The organism is Allofrancisella heilbronnii (genome assembly GCF_000710735.2).
Taxonomy (GTDB): Bacteria; Pseudomonadota; Gammaproteobacteria; order Francisellales; family Francisellaceae; genus Francisella; species Francisella frigidaquae.
Map to the genome: position 1 here is coordinate 1,247,443 of NZ_CP144673.1, position 18,172 is coordinate 1,265,614.

Below are 18,172 nucleotides of genomic sequence, written 5' to 3' on the forward strand. Positions count from 1 at the left end.
CTTAGTGTCCTTTTAATAAACTATCCGCTTTTATAGTGATTTTGGCTACTTCAAATATATCCTCTACAGGAATAGGATTCTCTAGACCATTGCGAATACTATCAACAAATGCTTGTGCGCAAGCATTCTGCCCTTTATCTTGCTTAAACAGTTTATATTTTTTAAACTCTTTCCATCCATAACCAGTCATGATTCTAAAATTATCAAGCTGGATTGTCTTACCTGCGACAAACACTTCAACTCTTTCTTTAGGGAAATTACTAGCTCCATTAGCAAGATAAAAAATAGTTCCAAAAGAACCATCTTCAAACTTTAAAGTTATCGCAGCATTATCTCTTTCAACCCTGCCTGTACTTTTATTTTCGATACATACAGCATTCACTGAAGATATTTTACTATCTGCCAAAAATCTCATAAGATCTATAAAGTGACAAGCCTCACCAATAATCCTTCCGCCACCTATTTCATCTTGCTGAGTCCAATGATCACAGGGAATACTTCCAGCATTCATCGTCATTATAAAACTCTTAGGACATCTTACAGTGTCAAGTAATGATTTCATTTTTTGAATATGTGGAGAGAACCTTCTGTTAAACCCTACCATCAACCTAGGAGCTTCGTTATTTTTTCGCTTTTCATAATAAATACTTTCAATACCTTCAACATCCGAGATTGTTAATGCCAAAGGTTTTTCAACAAATATATCTTTTCCCGTTTCAATAGCTCTTTTAACAAATTTTGCATGAGTATTATGTCTAGTAGCAATAACCACTGTGTTTACTATATCTGATTCAAAAACACTACTTGAATCACTAGATGCCACTTTAAAACCCATTTTATTTCCATGTATTACAGCATTGGTTCCGCCGGAGGCAACTATCTCATGGAGATTAACATTTGCCTTTTTAAATGCTGGGATCAAAACTCTTGAAGCATAATTCCCAGCACCTATAAATCCAACGCAAGGATCCTTCGATTTATATGTTATACAAATATCTTTAAAAGTTCCAAGAGGTACACTACTACTAATTCTAGACTCAACAGGAGATGAGTAATTCAAAATTACTCCAAGACTATAATTCTCTGTAGTCAACACATCATACGCATTAACAGCATCATCAAATTCAAACCGATGAGTAATTAGAGGCTCAACATTTAGTTGCTTTTTACTTAACATATCCAGAACAGCTTCAAAATTACGTTGTTCTGTCCATCTCACATAACCTATAGGATAATCATTCCCTTCGTTTTCATAATTAGAATCATATCTACCTGGACCATAGGAGCATGACACTTGAAAGCTCAACTCTTTCTCATAGAAATCAGACCTATTTAACTCCAAACCCGTGACTCCAACAAGTACAATACGCCCTCTCTTTCTTGACATCTTTGCTGCTTGAGCAACAGGTTCAGACTCTTTTGTAGAAGCAGTTATTATAACACCATCAACACCAAATCCTTTACTAAAATCATTTGCTATAGCAACAGGATCTTCACCTTTAGAAGGATTACATATTTCCGCACCGAACTCTTTAGCAAGACTTAGTTTATTCTCATCAAAATCAATTGCTAAGACACTACAACCATTAGCTATTAACATCTGTACAGTTAATAAACCTATCAACCCTGCTCCAATTACTACAATTTTTTCTCCAAGTGTAGGCTGAACTAGCCTAATACCTTGCAGGCCTATACTTGCAACAACCGTAAAAGATGCTTCCTCATCTGTAACTGAATCAGGCACCTTAGCACAAAGATTTTTGGGTACACTCACAACATCCGAGTGGCTACCATTTGAAACCACTCTATCTCCTTTAACGAACGCTGATACAGCAGCACCAACTTCACTTACAACTCCAACATTACAATAACCCAAAGGTATAGGTTGGTTTAATTTTGATTTTACAGCAGAATATGTAGTCATGATCCCATCAGTTTTAACCTTATCCAAAACCATTTTTACTTTTTCAGGTTGCTGCCTAGCCTTATCAATTAAAGAAGATTTACCAAAACTAACCAGCATTCTTTCTGTACCTGCTGAAATTAATGACTTACTAGTTAAAATAAGTAAACTACCTTTTGCCACACTTGGACTAGGAGCTTCAATAATTGATGTATTACCATTAGACATATCTTGCAATATTTGCTTCATTAATACTCACCTATATTTTAAATTATAAACAACTATTCTTAATACCTTTATAAATTCCTGGCTTAGTAATATCTTTCAAAACGACAGTCCCTAAACCAATTACAACACTCCCATGAATACTTTTATTATTAATGATTGTCGCTCCAGCCCCAATCCACGTACCCTCACCTACACTGACAGTACCACATATAGTCGCATTTGGAGATATATGACAAAAATCCCCAATATTACAATCATGCTCTACTACGTAAGAGCTATTTAAAATAACCCCCACTCCAATTTTAGTATCCGCATTAATAACAACATTCCGGTATATATCCTTGTTATTAATAACTTTACACCCTATTGATTCAAAAAACTCTCTCTTTGATTCAATAGGACAAACAACGCAAACATCATTTTGCTGTGATATAGCTTGAACTACCTCTTTTCTAAAATTATACAAACCGACTTCATTATTACCAAAAAAAATACTTTTTTTTCACTTAATAACTCCTACCCAAGTTCCTATAGAATTAATATTATTTAAAACTATCGAACCTGCACCAACAATTACATCAGAGCAAACAGATATGTTATTAACAATAGTCGCACTAGCTCCAATCCAAGTTCTAGATCCAATACAAACTGTTCCGCAAATAGTCGCGTTAGGTGATATATGACAAAAGTTTCCTAAATTAGAATCATGCTCCACAATACAACTCGAATTAAGTATAACTCCATGACCAACTCTAACATCTGCATTAACTATCACTTTTGGCATAACAACTGTGCCTTCTCCAATAGTCGCACTATCTGAAATAATAGCTGTGTTATCAATTAATGTAACCACTTTTGCATTTAGTTGCTTCAATAATGCCTGTTTTTCATTTCTTATTTTATTATTACCAATAGCAACAATAAAATGATATTCTTTGATATATTTAGATATATATTCAGTAGTATCTATAATTTTGCTCTTATAAAATTGACAAGGCTTAAGATTATCATCTAAAAAATAAATCTCATCATATTTTTTTGTATTTTCAGCCACATCATAAACAACCTTACCATGTCCGCCAGCACCAATAATAATAAGTTTTCTAGAGTTCATTATTACCTCTAAACTTTTCCATAGTAGCCTCACCATCGGCACTAATGCCACTTCTTTTAAAAACTTTTATAAAAGTTCTCACAATTATCCTAATATCGAACATAAAACTTATATTAGACAGATAGTATATATCATTTTCAAATCTTGCTTGCCATGTAGTTGCATTTCTGCCATTAATCTGAGCCCAACCTGTTAATCCAGGTCTTACAAGATGTCTCTTTTTTTGTTGATTGTCATATAACTCAAGGTATTCAACAAGCAAAGGCCTAGGTCCAACTATACTCATATCACCTTTTAAGATATTTATCAAACTAGGTAATTCATCCAAAGAAGTACTGCGTATAAATTTACCAAACTTAGTAATTCTCTCAGAATCAGGCAATAGATTGCCACCATCATCTCTTGCATCTATCATTGTTCTAAATTTATAGAGATTAAATATCTTTTCACTCTTACCAGGTCTCGGCTGCTTAAACAAAACTGGTGACCCAAGTTTAAATCTTATCAAGGTAGCTAAAATTAATATTACAGGTGATAAAATAACTAATGCTATTAGTGATAAAATAAAATCAAATACCCTTTTAAAAAACAATGTATATAGAGTTTTTCTAGGCATTACATACCTCTTTTATTATACTTACAACTCTTAATAGATCATTATCAGTCATTTTTGAATCACTCGGCAAACACAATCCTAGCTCAAACAAATTCTCCGCCACATTTGCACCAACAAAATCAGAATCTTTGAAAAATGGCTGCATATGCATTGGTTTCCATAGGTGCCTAGCCTCAATGTTTTCATCAGCTAATCTTTGGATAATCTCTTCTTTCCTAGCAGCAGAATCAACGATTATACAACTAAGCCAGTAGTTTGGCTTATCTCCATTTAAAGGATGCACAAATTTAATAAACGAAGAAATATCAGATAAAGCAGCTTTATAGAATTTATAAATATATGTTTTTTTTGCAACCCTATCATCTAAAACCTTTAGCTGTCCTCTACCAATCCCAGCACAAACATTACTCATCCTATAATTAAAACCTAGCTCTTCATGATGATAGTAAGGCTTATTCTCTCTTGATTGTGTTGCATAAAACTTTGCCTTATCTGCCCACTCTTTATTTTGAGTGACAAGCATACCACCGCCAGAAGTCGTAATAATCTTATTACCATTAAAAGAATATATACCTATATCACCATAAGTTCCAGTAGCTTTACCCTTATAGAAACTACCTAAACTTTCAGCAGCATCTTCTACCAAGTAGACATTGTATTTTTTACATAGCTCTTTTATTTTATCTAATTCAGCAGCTACTCCGTATAAATTAACTGCAATAACCGCTTTGGTATTAGGATATTCCCGCAAAGCTTCTTCTAATGCTACTGGACAGATATTCCATGTATTTTCTTCACTATCAATAAACACAGGTAATGCATTTTGATAAACAATAGGATTTGCACTAGCAGAGAAAGTTAAACTCTGACATAAAACAACATCACCGTGTGTAACACCTATTATCTTGAGTGCCAAATGTAAAGCAGCGGTGCCAGAACTCAAAGCAGCAGCATAACCCGCTTGAGTATACTCAACCACTTCTTTTTCAAACTCATCAACATTCTTACCTAAAGGTGCAATCCAGTTCATCTCAAAAGCTTCATTTATAAATTCTTTTTCATAGCCCTCATCAGACATATGCGGAGATGACAAATAAATTCTTTTATTCACTTCTTACGTACCTCACACAAAATCTCGTAGCACCCAAGTATACCAGATTTAAAATTTTCTGGTATTCTATTCCAATCGAAAACTTGTACTAATATAGGGATATTAGAGTTTTGAATTTTTTCTTTAAAATCAATCAACTCATTAAAAGTTAAGACAAATCCTTTTTTACTGCGGATAACTAAGTCTAAATCACTAGTATCATGAGCAGACCCATCAACTCGGCTACCATAAGCTATAATTTCACACGGTGTATTTATAGTCTTTTTAGCAATATTTACCAACGTATTTTTATCTTTTTCTCGAATAAGCATATTAATTACTTGCTAATACCTTATTTTGTATTTTGATTAACTCTATAAACCTATCAACATCGATAATAAATTGAGGAATCAAAGGCAAAGTTTTCTCAGCCAAATCAAAACCATAGTCATGAGCTGTTAGGTTACGATTATCTCTATACTCAAACCATCGCTCTACCTCTTCTACTTGATAATAAACCATGATGAGCAGCACTACGAAAAATATCTTTAAAAGTAAGCCTATCAACAGCATTTTTAGAATGAAAGTATGGGGTAATAAGTTTTTTCAGAAGTTTACCAACTTGTTCTAAAATAACCTCAAACTCTTTTATAACTGCAGATCTATACATATCATAATCTAGCTCATAATCACCCGGTTTTGCAACCAAAAGCTTACCATATGCTTTTTCAAGAGTCCTAACACACCTTTCTAAAAATTCTGTATTAACTATTTTCATAAGTTATCCATTCAAAACTTTAATTTTTAAAGCTTAATTAATTATTAAAATATTCTTTTTTGTCTGAAAAAATTAGCCCTTTCGAGTCTAACTTTTTAATATTTTTATACATTATTAATGAACCTCACACAAAATCTCGTAGCACTCAAGTATACCAGATTTAAAATTTTCTGGTATTCTATTCCAATCAAAAAGTAAAATCCTTTTTAATTTTTCCTGCTTGAGTCTCGTTTACATTTGCTTGAGTTGGCTTGAGTTGGCTTGAGTTGATTATAAATGTGTTTTAATAAGAGGCAAAGCTATTGGGACTATGATAGAAGTAATACCAATACCAGCAATCCAATATAAAAATGTTTGCATCCTGTCTATTCTTTTATCAATTTGCTCAAAGCGGTGATTAATACTAATTTTTGATTCACTAAATCTATCATTGACTTGTTCAAATTGTTTATCGATTTGTTCAAACCTCTTATCAACTTGCTCAAAACGCTGGTTAATACTAGTTTTTAATTCACTAAACTTAGCATCGACATCATTTCTTAATCTATCTATATCAACTCTTGTTTCAGCAACAACATCATGAGTGATCTTATGAGCCATAAGATTAATATACTCTTGCTGACTTAGACTAATGTTTTTATCATCGCTCATATTAAATTAACCCATGTGTTTGTTATTTTATTTATTATATATTAGTATATAGCGTATAAGCAAGCAAACCCTCTTAATAAATTCTTGTGTAGTTGATTACCCGGATAATCAACTATAGTATTGCATTATAATTAATTATTAAGTCTACGCTCAAACTCTGGCACAATTTTCTTCAATATTTCAACTTTATCAGAGCTCTCTTCCATTAATAAATTTATATCTGCCTTCAAAATATTAATATCATAAAAAGTTTTTCTTCCTATAAATATATCTTTATAGTCTGTTCGAACATCGTTCTCATCTATAAGTAATTCTTCATAGAGTTTTTCACCAGGTCTTAAACCTGTGATTTTAATTTCTATATCTTCCCTTCCAGCCAATTTTTTAAATTGCTTAGCAAGCTCTATTATTTTAACAGGTTTACCCATATCCAATACAAAAACTTCAGAATTTTCTGCTATAGCACCTGCTTGAAGCACAAGCTCACACGCTTCTGGTATTAGCATAAAGTATCTTGTAATTTCAGGGTGTGTAACTGTTAGAGGCCCACCATTTTTAATTTGTCTCTCAAACTTTGGTATCACACTACCACTACTACCTAAAACATTTCCAAATCTAACTGCAGCAAGCTTAGTTTTTTTGGAGTCTACATTTTGCAAGTATAACTCACAAACACGCTTACTAGCACCCATCACATTAGTAGGACGCACAGCTTTGTCAGTAGATACAAAAATAAACGCTTGAACCTCGTATTCTATAGCCAAATCTATAGCAATTTTAGTGCCTAAAATATTATTGTGTACTGCTTTACTGATATTTTCCTCAACTATTGGTACATGTTTATACGCTGCAGCATGAAATACTATTTGCGGCGAATGCTTTTCAAAAACTTTTTCTAGGTCTTTTTTATCACACACTGAACAAAGCACACTTTTAATATTAGCTGACTCACATTCTTCTGTAATTTTATATAGATTAAACTCACTATGATCTAATAAAATTAGTTGTTTTGCTTTATATTTTATACACTGCCTAACAATCTCAGAACCTATACTTCCACCGGCACCTGTAACCAAAATTACTCTATTTTCTATAAAATCAGAAATACTTCGAGTATCTAAATTTTTAGAGTCTCGCGATAGCAGATCATATACAGAAACAGGCTTTAATTGTGACATAAAGCTTTTATCTTGAAGTATATTTTCCAAAGATGGCATAATTTTAATTTGTTTAAAATCCTTATCTAAATCCTTGTAAATCTCTTTGATAACTTTATTTGCTGTACTTGGCAATGCAATAACTAGTAAATCAAACTTATGAGAAAGTAACTTCTGTTTTAACTGCGCTCTGGATAAAACTTTTCTTCCATCTATACTACGCTTTTGTAAAGACTCTTTATCATCGACAAAGCATTTAACTTTATACTCTGTACCTGCAAATTCCTGCGCTATCTTTGTACCAGCACTGCCAGCACCATATATAACAACATTTTTAGTTTTTGCTATAAAACTTCTATTTGTAAGATACCAATAAGAATACACACTTATATTCGTTAATAATAAATAGAACAAAAACTCTGAAAATATCATAGCAAACGGTATTTTTTGATAAAAGAACGCTGCTACAATTATAAAAACTGGTGTGTTGACAAAAATTTTCCGTAAAAATGTCTTTTGTGTAGATTTACTCCAACTAGCGATATAATCTCTAAATAACAATACAGAGAATAAGCACCTTAAACAAACCATAAACACAAAAAAGTAGAAAAAACATAAACCTATAGGTTTCTTAAAAATATAAAAAGTCCAACTTATTGTTATAAAGCTTAAAAATATTACCACCAAAAAATTGAGTAATCTCTTATCCCGTAAAATTAACATAAGACTAAAATATACAAAAAACGTAAAGTGGATTATAGCAACAAACTTAATATTTCTAAACTACAATCTAGAGATAAAATCTGCTATTTTCTTATAAGAAACTGAGTCTATGGTTTTAACATCTTGTAGATACCAAGATATCCATAGCTCTTTTATCAAGAAAGATGCTTTAGCCATACCATCAGAGATTGCATCGTATGGTTTACTAGATATTTTTTTTGTTAACTTATTTTCTAACTCATCCACTTCCATCTGGTAAGCCCTATCTCTTTGTAAATTTGTTTTGGCTTTTTCTAATCTATTACCTAAAGCTTGAAGATAATATTTATACCTTTGCAAATATACTAATGATGCAGATAAAAAATCTTCTGTGAATAACTTATCTAACTCTTTTTTTATATCTGCATATAGTTGAATAAACTTTAGAGGTATTTTTTTAACATTAAGCTTCTTATCAAGCTGGTACTTAACTTTAAATATTTCTAACACTAGTGACTCAACTTGAGCTTTATTAGCCTGAAAATTTTCTAAACCATATTTGTAAAACCCCTCAAAGTCTTGTTTCGTATAAGGTAATCCTATTCCTTCGTCATCCTGAACTCGTTTCAGGATTTCACTACTATTTTTATCATTGCACTTAAAAGATTCCCGATCGTGGGCGGGAATGACAGTATTTTTGTTTTGGTTATTAAAAAAACTTAAATCTATAGCTTTAGTGATTACCTTATCATTTGAATCTTTAAGCTTTATTGACATAGATAAACTAGCTAAATCATTGCTTCTAACACCTTTTTCTAATTGGCTTTGTAGTTTTAACTTGACTAATCTAATCAAAGCTTTTTTCATAGAAGAATTTGCTTCTTGTTGAGTAGCTTTATAAGAAAGTCTAACACCATCTTTAAACTTTTCTAGGCAATTATAAACTCTAACATCTATACCATATTCTTTAATTTGCTGCTGGTGAGTTATACTATTAAAATCCCAATCATAATAGACCTTATCATCAGACTGTTTACTAGTTTTATACTCAAAATCTTTAAACTTAAGTTTTAGTTTGTCAAGGTCTTTATCTATAGCCAAAATCTCACCTATCTCATCAACAACTTTTATATTTAAAATAAGATATTTGTCTAGCTCTTCTTTTTCCCAAACACTTTCATCTACAACGAAACCAACTATTCTAGTTATGTGTTTTGCTATGACTGATTTTAGTGGCTTATATCTATCCTTCTCAAAATCGATAGACTCAAATATAGCCTGAGCATAAGTTGGCACAGGGACACAATTCTTACGGATATTTTTGGGTAAAGCTCTTAATAAAGCAACAATTTTGTCATATAAAAAACCATATACCCCCCACTCCAACACTACTGGGTTGACATCATTTAAAAAAATAAGCGGCACAGTAACGGTTGCACCATCTCTTTCATCTAAGGGATTAAAATGATACTCCAATGGCAAATGCATATCACCAATAGTTAGAAAATCAGGATATTTATGTTGTGTGATATCTTTAGTATCACGCTGCATCAAACTTTCTAAGTCAAAGACAAATTTTTGCTGCTCTTCTTTAGATATATCCTTAAGCCATTTATCAAAACTTACACCATCAAAAACGTTCTCAGGAATTATACAGTCGTAATGCTGGTACATTTCTTGTTCATCAACTAGAATATCTTTTCTACGTGACTTACTCTCAAGGTCTTCTATTTGGCTTATTAATTCAAAATTCTTATTGTAAAAATATGCTTTACTTTCAAAATCACCATTAACTAAAGCTTCACGAATAAAAATTTCTCTAGCATGCTCTGGATTTATCCTTGAGTATTGTACTGTTCTTTTAGAAACTATCTCCAATCCATAAAGTGTTACCCTTTCATTAATAATTACAGATCTACGTTTTTTGCTCCAAACTGGTTCATCATAATGTTTTTTAATCAAATGTTTAGCTAAATCCTCTAACCATTCTGGCTCAATGCTTGCGACATTTTTTGCATATGTTTTTGTAGTTTCAACGATTTCTGAACTTAAAATCCATTTTGGCTTTTTCTTAAACTGGGAAGATCCTGGAAATATAAAAAACTTTAGCCCCCTTGCTCCTAAATACTCTGCTCCTTCGTGAATTTTGCCGATATTACTTAAAAAACCACTAGCTATAGCTTTGTGGAGATTTTCATACTTAACCACAGCACTATTGTCATCCTGAACTTGTTTCAGGATCTCATTATTCTGACTACCATCCCTATGCTCAGAAGATTCCGAATCAAGTCCTGAATCACGAATATTTTGTTTTAGAATATCGGAATTATTAAGCTTCCACTTAAACCCATGAACAACTTCAACAATTTGCCTATAAATATCACTCCATTCGTTAAACCTAACTGGAGATATAAAATTTTTTCTAAAATATTCTTTTTTCTCTTTATTGGATAATCCTTTAAGCTCTAAATTAAGCCTATTCGCTAAATTTAAAATAGCTATGAAGTCTGAAGATTTATCTTTATCAATATTATGTTTTTCATCTGCTTTTTGCTGAAAATTTAGCGGTCTTTCTCTAGGGTCTTGGACACTTAAAAAACTCGCTATTGATATAACTTCTTTTAAACAATTTTGCCTATGACCTTCTATTACTATTTTAGCCAATTTAGGGTCTAAAGGCATAATAGCCATTTTTAGGCCATCGGCTGTGATTTTAGGGTTTGAAAATTTATGTTCAGAAATAGCTTGTAGTTCAAATAATAGTTTAAATCCATCTTTTACAAATCTAGAATCTGGAGGATCAATAAATGGAAAGTCTTGAATATTACCTAATTTCAAAAATAACATCTGTAAAATAACAGAAGCTAAATTTGTACGTAAAATCTCAGGATCTGTAAACTCTTTTCTAGATAAAAAATCATCCTCACTATAAAGCCTAATACATATACCCGCTGATAATCTACCACAACGTCCAGCTCTTTGATTTGCACTAGCTTGGGAGATTTTTTCTATCGGTAAACGTTGCACCTTGGTACGATAGCTATATCTACTGACCCTAGCTAAACCAGAGTCTATTACATACTTTATTCTTGGTACCGTTAGAGATGTTTCAGCCACATTTGTCGCTAAAATGATTCTGCGCACAGAACCTTCTGGATTAAAGATCTTATTTTGCTCTTTATTCGATAATCTAGAAAATAAAGGTAAAACTTCTGTAAACCTAAGGTTTTGTTTATTTAAGTATGCTAAAGTTTCATGAATATCTCTTTCTGTTGGTAAAAATACTAAAATATCACCTTGACCTAGCTCATCTACCGCGTACAAAATTTTTTCTTGTAAAGAAAGATCTTCAAAAGCTTCATCATCTTGATAACGTATTTCTACAGGATACGTTCTGCCACTAATAGTAATGTCTTTAGCTTTTGGAAAATAATTAATAAATTTTTGGTGATCTATAGTTGCTGAAGTAATAATAACTTTCAGATCAGGTCTAAATGGTAGAATTTTCTTTATGCATCCCAACAAGAAATCAATATTTAAACTTCTTTCATGTGCCTCATCAATTATAATTACCTCATATTGAGAAAGGTATTTGTCATTTTTAATTTCAGCTAAAAGCACCCCATCAGTCATTACTTTTATTAAGGTATTTTCATCAGTTTGGTCAGAAAAACGAATCTTATAAGAGACTTTTGATTGATCTCCTATCTCTGTGGCGAGTCTTGCAGCAATTGATCTAGCGGCTAACCTTCTTGGTTGAGTATGACCAATTAACCCTCTTTTACCTAAACCTAAGTCTAAACATATTTTAGGCAACTGCGTTGACTTACCAGAACCTGTCTCCCCAGCTACTACAATTACCTGGTTTTCTTGGATTATTTTCTTTATATCAGTAACTTTTTCAGCTACAGGAAGATCTGGGTAAGTTATTTTAGGTAGGCTTTTTTGTTGAGTTGCTAGGACTAATGCTTCTAACTCCTCTAATAATGTTTCTTTATTTACTTGTTTATTTCTAAAAGCAGCAATATATTTGCCTCGTAGTATTGTAGGTAACTGATTTATTAGATTATAAAATTGACTATCAGACATGAATTTACTTAAGTTAGAATATGGAAATTTTAAGTTTAGCTTCTGGTTTCAGAATTTCTGTACTCAATAATAGCTCTTTTAATTATAACTTTTACAAATACTCCAAATAATCCCAAAAATATTGATAATAACACCCCTAAAACTAATATTTGAAGCTTTGAAAACTTAGAGTTTTTCTCATAATCAATATCGTCAAATTTAGTTACCTCTGGTTGAAGACTGTCAAGTTGCAACTTTAAAGCTTTTTGTGAGTCTACTAGTGAAAAAATTTGTTTTTGGTAACCTTCAATACGGTTAACATAACTGGATAATAAGGTTTGCCCATCAATACCAGATAATCTTTTTTGCGAAGACAGTTCTTTTAAGTAATCTTGATTCTGTTTAATAAGGTCACCATAACGAGTGATATACTCATTATTAGCTTCTATATTCCTTTGAGTATTATCTCTCCAAACCTGAACCTGTCTTTTCACTGCAACAGATTCAGAAAAATCTTTCATAAGCAAATTGTATAAACGCTCTACTTCTTCTTTAGAATCAAGTGGTGCATTCACAATCAAAGAAAATAAATTTATTTTTGTATCACCCTTTTCATAATTCTCATTACTGTTTTTACTTACTACCGAGATTTCAATATTATTTAAAAGCTTATTATTAGGATCAGTATGTTGTATACTTGCAAGAATATTATTTAATATAATATTCAATTTAACTCCATCTAATATTCTAACTTCACCTTGCTCACTCAAGTAAAATGGTGGCTGTATTATTTGTTCATAATCATATTTAGGTGTATAAATTAAAACACAAAGAACTGATAATATAACTCCTAACAAAAACACTAATAAAAAAGTTTTAACATTTTTAAATATCGCTATTATAATTTTAGTTAGACTAATTTCTATATATTCATCTTTTTTAACTTCTGACATTTTCACTCCTATATTTTGGTCAAAATATTATTGAAAGTTTTACTTGGTCTCATCACACTACTAAGCTTACTAGCTTCTGGTAAATAATACCCACCTATATCGGCTTTTTTACCTTGAACACTAGCCAATTCCTTAACAATTTTTTCTTCATTAGCTTTTAGCTCTTGGTAAATCGGTTCAAATTTAGCTTTTAACTCTTGATCATCATTCTGTTTAGCTAATGCTTTTATCCAATAAAAGGCTAAATAAAAATGACTACCTCTAGTATCAAGCTCACCAACCTTGCGATGAGGTGATTTGTCATTATCTAAGAAATCTTTATTTGCCTGGTCTAAACCCTCAGCAAGAACTTTAATTTTAGAATTTCTAGTCTTAATTGCTAGATCTTCTAAAGAAGCCCCTAACGCTAAAAACTCTCCTAAAGAATCCCATCTTAAATGATTTTCATTAATTAGCTGCTCAACGTGTTTAGGGGCAGAACCCCCAGCACCAGTTTCAAATAATCCACCACCAGCAAGAAGTGGTACAATAGAAAGCATCTTAGCACTTGTACCAAGTTCTAAAATAGGAAAAAGATCTGTCAGATAATCTCTTAAAACATTACCTGTAACAGAAATAGTATCTTTACCCTCTTTCATCCTTTTTAAAGAGTATTTTGTAGCTTCAATTGGAGAAAGTATTTCAATATTAAGACCAGTTGTATCGTGTAGAGTTAGATACTCATGCACTTTAGCGATAAGATTTCTATCATGAGCTCTCTTAGAGTCTAACCAGAAAATAGCAGGATTTTGCGTAATTTTAGCTCGATTAACAGCTAGTTTAACCCAATCTTTAACTGCTATATCTTTAGTTTGGCAAGCTCTCCAAATATCACCTTTTTCAACGTTATGCTCAAATATAATATTATCTTCAGCATCTATCACTAACACTTTACCATCAGCTTGTACTTCAAATGTTTTATCATGCGAGCCATACTCTTCTGCTTTTTTAGCCATTAAACCAACATTTGAAACATCACCCATAGTTGCAACGTCAAAAGCGCCATTTTCTTTACAAAAATCTATAGTTGCAGCATATACACCAGCATAACATCTATCAGGAATCATAGCTTTCATATCTTGAAGCTTGCCATTTTTATTCCACATCTTCCCAGATGAGCGAATAGCAGCAGGCATTGAAGCATCAATAATCACATCACTTGGAACATTTAAGTTTGTAATACCTTTGTCTGAATTAACCATAGCAATATCAGGCTGCTTTGCAAAAACTCTTTCTATATCAGCATTTATTTTATCTTGAAGTTCTTGAGGAAGTTGTTTTATTTTCTCAACTGCATCACCCCAGCCATTACGTGGGTTTATACCTAACTCTTTAAACTCCTTTGCATATTTTTTAAATACATCTTCAAAGAAAATCTCTACTGCATGACCAAATAATATTGGGTCAGAAATCTTCATCATAGTTGCTTTTAAATGTAAAGAAAGTAAGGTGCCTTCTTTTTTAGCGTTTTGTATTTCTTGTTTATAAAATTCTCTCAAAGCTTTTACAGAAATTTTAGTAGCATCAATGATTTCTTTTTCTTCTAATTTTAAGTTTGATTTTAATGTGGTTTCTTTACCTTTGTTGTCAACATGAACAATTTTCACAGTTGTTGCTTTTGGTACTATGTAAGATTTTTCATTAGCATAAAAATCATTATCCGCCATACTTGCAACATGAGATTTAGAATCTTTTGTCCACTGGCCCATAGAATGTGGATGCTTTTGGGCATAAACTTTGACAGCTGCAGCCACACGACGATCAGAATTACCTTCTCTTAGAACTGGGTTTACTGCACTTCCTAAAACTTTTGAGTAGCGACTTTTTATTTCTTGCTCTTTTTCATCTTTAGGCTCAAATGGATAATCAGGAATATCATACCCTTTTGTTTGTAGCTCTTTTATAGCTGCTGTTAGCTGTGGTACAGAAGCACTTATGTTAGGCAGTTTAATAATATTAACGTCTGGTGTTTTTGCTAGCTCACCTAAAATAGCAAGGTCATCAGAACATTTTTGCTCGTCTGTCAGATAATCATTAAAATTAGCAAGTATACGTGATGCTAATGATATATCTTTTGTTTCTAAAGCAATATCTGCTAATTTAGTAAAACTTTGAACTATTGGTAAAAAAGAACCTGTAGCTAATGCTGGTGCCTCATCAGTTATTGTATAAAATATTTTATGCATAAGAAATCTCCGTAAATAGATAATTTTAACTTTTAAATACTAGCATAAAACTAGTAAGTATTTAATATCTCAGCAATCTTATCCTCTGATCTTGCTACAACGGCAAAATCTTTATGCTCAATAATTGGTCTTTCTAGCAGCCTTGGATTTTTAGCTACTATTTCTATTAGTTGATCTTCGGAGTATTCATTATCTTTAAAGTTTTCTTTCCAAAGTTCTTCTTTTGTGCGGATAATGTCTCTTATAGAAAGTTTAAGTTTTTTAAGTAAACCTTTTAACTCCTCTATTGACAATGGATTATCTAAATATGAATGTACATCATAGTTTACATCTTGTTGATCTAAAATCTGTTTAGCTTGGCGTGATTTTGAACATTTCGGGTTATGATAAATTTTCATAGCCATTTTTATATTTCCAGACGGTTTGAGCTAGATTATATATTATATCAACCCTAAAAGCTAAGTGTTACAGATCGATCTCTGTACACGATGATTTTTTATAAGCCAGATCAGTTCAGTTTGACAACTTATAATTTTAGTTTGCAACATCCCATAATGATTTTTTCAACCAGTCCTTTGCCTTACTGTTTCATATAAGGCTATACCAGCAGCTACCGAAACATTCAAACTAGAAACTTTACCAAACATCGGTAACTTTGCTAAAAAATCACAACTTGTTTTAGTGCGTTGTCGCATTCCACTACCTTCTGCACCTGCTACTATAGCTATTGGGTCATTTAAATTCATATCATACAAACTATCACTAGCTTCACCTGCTAAACCTACTACCCACACTCCGTGTTTTTTAAGCTTTTCTATAGCTCTAGCTAGGTTTGTAACTACAACAATTTTAGTGTGCTCAGCAGCTCCACAAGCTACTTTCTTAACTGTAGCATTTACAGGTGCACTATTATCTTTAGGAACCACAATAAAATCCACTCCAGCTGAATGGGCACTACGGATACAAGCACCAAAATTATGTGGATCTTGAACACTATCAAGCACTAGGATGAAAGGTTTTTCACTCTCTAGCAATAAATTGGGGATATCATTTTCACTATATGTTCTTAGATTAGACTTTTCAATCGCAAAAATATTTTGGTGGTTTGCATCTTTTTTAATACAACTTGGCAAATCTTTAATACTATTTAAAAATGTAATCTCTATGCCTAAAGCTTTAGCTTCATCTATAATCTGAGATAATTTAGCATTTAAGCTTTGCTTTTGTAATACAAGCAACTCTTTTGCTTGGTTTGCTTTTACCAAACTTTCTACAGCATGGATTCCATACACTAAATCACTCATTATAAGCTTTCCAAAAATTTTACAAGTTTTTCTCTTAAGCCATCAAAAGAGCCATTACTCATCATAACTATTTCTATTTCTTTATTTTTTTGGATTACTAAAGATCCTATTATATCCACAAACTCTTCTATATTTTTAATAAAATCAACGCTTGTATTATCTTTTAAGAGTTCGTTTGCATTCCATTTTAATAAAGCATGATCATACAATAAAACTTTATCTGCCTTTAGTATCGCATTAGGTAAGCTTTCTTTATTATTTCCTTGTTTCATAGTGTTAGATCGCGGATCTATCAAGGCAATTATATAAGCTTGTGGATTTTTATTGCGTACAGCTTCTAACGTTAGTTTTATAGACGTTGGGTGGTGTGCAAAATCATCGTATAAAACAATACCTTCTCTTTTACATAATACTTCCAAGCGTCTTTTCACACCTTTAAAGCTCTCTAAAGCCTGCTTAATATCGTTATTAGATATATCAAGCTGTTTAGCTACAGCATAAGCACTCAATGCGTTTAAAGCATTATGCTCACCGATAAAGTTCCAAGAAATTTCTACTTTATCACTACTATTTGAACCCAGCATAAACTTAGAATAATCATTAGAGTATTCTGTAATATAGAAACCCAATTTTGAATTAGCTGCAATAGTATTTGACCAGTAGCCCATATCCATTATATGTTGTACATTTACATCAGAAGCATTATAGATTATGCTTGCACTAGCTGGCATTTTTCTAATAAGTTGATGAAACTGCCAATAGATAGCATCGATATCTTTGAAAATATCAGCATGATCATATTCGATATTATTTATCACCAAAATACTAGGATCATAGTGAGTTAACTTAGAGCGTTTGTCAAAAAAGGCTGTGTCATATTCGTCTGCTTCAATAACAAAATATTCTGAATCTGTATACCTTGAAGAAACTCCAAAATCCCCACTAATTCCCCCAACAAGAAAACTTGGGTTAAAACCAGCCTGTTCTAAAATTTTAATAGTCATAGTAGTAGTAGTAGTTTTACCATGAGTCCCAGCTATAGCTATAACCTTTTTACGTTTTAATATATTATGGTATAACCACTCTGGTCCAGAAAAATAATTTAATTTTTCATCTAAAATTTTTTCTACTATTGACATCCCTCTTTTCATAACATTACCAATAATAATTTCATCTGGTTTTGTCTCTAACTGTGAACAATCAAAACCTTGAATAATCTCCACTCCTTGCGATTCAAGATAAGTACTCATTGGAGGATAAACATTAGTGTCAGATCCAGTAACTTTATAACCTTTTTGCTTAGCTAATATAGCTAGTGAGCCCATAAAAGTTCCACAAATTCCTAAAATATGAATATGTTTAGACATCAATTAAAAAAATGAA

16 protein-coding genes are annotated in these 18,172 nt (G+C 32.0%); all 16 read right to left on the reverse strand.

Going from position 1 to position 18,172, the window contains the following annotated elements; genetic code table 11:
- Position 1: 1 nt before the first annotated feature.
- The gene (locus FRA_RS05830; RefSeq protein ID WP_035719831.1) at positions 2–2,152 is read right to left on the reverse strand and encodes a bi-domain-containing oxidoreductase; all 2,151 of its coding nucleotides are present in this window, start codon (positions 2,150–2,152) and stop codon (positions 2–4) included.
- 22 nt (positions 2,153–2,174) lie between these two features.
- On the reverse strand, positions 2,175–2,597 hold the full coding sequence (locus FRA_RS05835) for an LbetaH domain-containing protein (RefSeq protein ID WP_051686764.1): 423 nt from the start codon (positions 2,595–2,597) through the stop codon (positions 2,175–2,177).
- Positions 2,598–2,633: 36 nt separating this feature from the next.
- Positions 2,634–3,245: an acetyltransferase gene (locus tag FRA_RS05840; RefSeq protein ID WP_035719834.1), complete on the reverse strand. Its 612-nt coding sequence runs from the start codon at positions 3,243–3,245 to the stop codon at positions 2,634–2,636.
- On the reverse strand, positions 3,235–3,861 hold the full coding sequence (locus FRA_RS05845) for a sugar transferase (protein ID WP_035719836.1): 627 nt from the start codon (positions 3,859–3,861) through the stop codon (positions 3,235–3,237). The genes FRA_RS05840 and FRA_RS05845 overlap by 11 nt, the downstream gene beginning before the upstream one ends.
- The gene (locus FRA_RS05850) at positions 3,854–4,972 is read right to left on the reverse strand and encodes a DegT/DnrJ/EryC1/StrS family aminotransferase (RefSeq protein WP_051686765.1); all 1,119 of its coding nucleotides are present in this window, start codon (positions 4,970–4,972) and stop codon (positions 3,854–3,856) included. The genes FRA_RS05845 and FRA_RS05850 overlap by 8 nt, the downstream gene beginning before the upstream one ends.
- The gene (locus tag FRA_RS05855) at positions 4,969–5,283 is read right to left on the reverse strand and encodes a nucleotidyltransferase domain-containing protein (RefSeq protein ID WP_035719840.1); all 315 of its coding nucleotides are present in this window, start codon (positions 5,281–5,283) and stop codon (positions 4,969–4,971) included. Before FRA_RS05855 ends, FRA_RS05850 begins: the two co-directional genes overlap by 4 nt.
- Position 5,284: 1 nt before the next feature.
- On the reverse strand, positions 5,285–5,473 hold the full coding sequence (locus tag FRA_RS05860) for a nucleotidyltransferase substrate binding protein (RefSeq protein WP_051686766.1): 189 nt from the start codon (positions 5,471–5,473) through the stop codon (positions 5,285–5,287).
- A complete protein-coding gene (locus FRA_RS05865) occupies positions 5,433–5,729 on the reverse strand; it encodes a nucleotidyltransferase substrate binding protein (RefSeq protein ID WP_051686767.1) in 297 nt (98 codons plus the stop codon). Before FRA_RS05865 ends, FRA_RS05860 begins: the two co-directional genes overlap by 41 nt.
- Positions 5,730–5,999: 270 nt before the next feature.
- The gene (locus tag FRA_RS05870; RefSeq protein WP_035719843.1) at positions 6,000–6,380 is read right to left on the reverse strand and encodes a hypothetical protein; all 381 of its coding nucleotides are present in this window, start codon (positions 6,378–6,380) and stop codon (positions 6,000–6,002) included.
- 131 nt (positions 6,381–6,511) lie between these two features.
- Positions 6,512–8,260 (reverse strand): polysaccharide biosynthesis protein, encoded by a 1,749-nt coding sequence (locus tag FRA_RS05875; RefSeq protein ID WP_035719845.1) that lies wholly within the window; start codon positions 8,258–8,260, stop codon positions 6,512–6,514.
- Positions 8,261–8,320: 60 nt separating this feature from the next.
- Positions 8,321–12,328, reverse strand: coding sequence for an ATP-dependent RNA helicase HrpA (hrpA, locus tag FRA_RS05880; protein WP_035719848.1), 4,008 nt, complete (start codon positions 12,326–12,328; stop codon positions 8,321–8,323).
- A 35-nt stretch (positions 12,329–12,363) separates the two neighbouring features.
- Positions 12,364–13,260 (reverse strand): Wzz/FepE/Etk N-terminal domain-containing protein, encoded by an 897-nt coding sequence (locus FRA_RS05885; RefSeq protein ID WP_035719851.1) that lies wholly within the window; start codon positions 13,258–13,260, stop codon positions 12,364–12,366.
- 8 nt (positions 13,261–13,268) lie between these two features.
- Positions 13,269–15,485 (reverse strand): NADP-dependent isocitrate dehydrogenase, encoded by a 2,217-nt coding sequence (locus tag FRA_RS05890; protein ID WP_035719853.1) that lies wholly within the window; start codon positions 15,483–15,485, stop codon positions 13,269–13,271.
- A gap of 50 nt (positions 15,486–15,535) precedes the next feature.
- Positions 15,536–15,883 carry an arsenate reductase (glutaredoxin) gene (arsC, locus tag FRA_RS05895; protein ID WP_035719986.1) on the reverse strand — a complete coding sequence of 116 codons (348 nt, stop codon included), beginning with the start codon at positions 15,881–15,883 and terminating at the stop codon, positions 15,536–15,538.
- A gap of 165 nt (positions 15,884–16,048) precedes the next feature.
- A complete protein-coding gene (gene rlmB, locus FRA_RS05900; RefSeq protein WP_035719855.1) occupies positions 16,049–16,789 on the reverse strand; it encodes a 23S rRNA (guanosine(2251)-2'-O)-methyltransferase RlmB in 741 nt (246 codons plus the stop codon).
- Positions 16,789–18,156 carry a UDP-N-acetylmuramate:L-alanyl-gamma-D-glutamyl-meso-diaminopimelate ligase gene (gene mpl / locus FRA_RS05905; RefSeq protein WP_035719859.1) on the reverse strand — a complete coding sequence of 456 codons (1,368 nt, stop codon included), beginning with the start codon at positions 18,154–18,156 and terminating at the stop codon, positions 16,789–16,791. The genes rlmB and mpl overlap by 1 nt, the downstream gene beginning before the upstream one ends.
- Positions 18,157–18,172: the final 16 nt, after the last annotated feature.